This window comes from Mesorhizobium sp. LNHC252B00 (assembly GCF_000502955.1).
Classification (GTDB): Bacteria; Pseudomonadota; Alphaproteobacteria; order Rhizobiales; family Rhizobiaceae; genus Mesorhizobium.
Genome location: NZ_AYWO01000123.1, coordinates 1 through 449, shown reverse-complemented (window position 1 = coordinate 449; position 449 = coordinate 1). Strand labels below are relative to the sequence as shown.

Below are 449 nucleotides of genomic sequence, written 5' to 3'. Positions count from 1 at the left end.
CGGTCGCCATCCTGATCACCTTGCTCGTCGGTGTCGCCATCGGCCTTTTCCATGGCTTCGGCATCGTCAAGATGGGCTTGCCGCCCTTCATCATCACGCTGGCGACGCTGACCTCGCTGCGCGGGATCGGCCTTTTGATGACCAACGGCAACTCGATCAACATCAACAGCGACAGCTTTACCGCCTTCTCGCGCAATTCCTTTGTCGGCATCCCCAATTTGTTCTGGATGGTGATCCTGGTGGGTGTGCCCGCCTATGTCTTCCTGCATCACAGCCGTTGGGGCCGGTATCTGTTCTCGGTCGGCTCCAACGCCGAGGCCTCGCGCCTGTCCGGCGTCAATGTCCAGCGCACCATCTACATGGCTTATACGCTTTCCGGCCTGTGCGCGGCCTTCGTCGGCGTGCTGCTCGCCGCCCGCATCGGCATCGGCAACCCGACCCAGGCCGAG

The 449-nt window shown here is 62.1% G+C and carries 1 protein-coding gene; it reads left to right on the top strand.

The genetic code is table 11. From position 1 onward, the window contains the following. On the top strand, positions 1–449 hold a 449-nt coding region (locus X744_RS139665), incomplete at both ends, for an ABC transporter permease (RefSeq protein WP_023763256.1).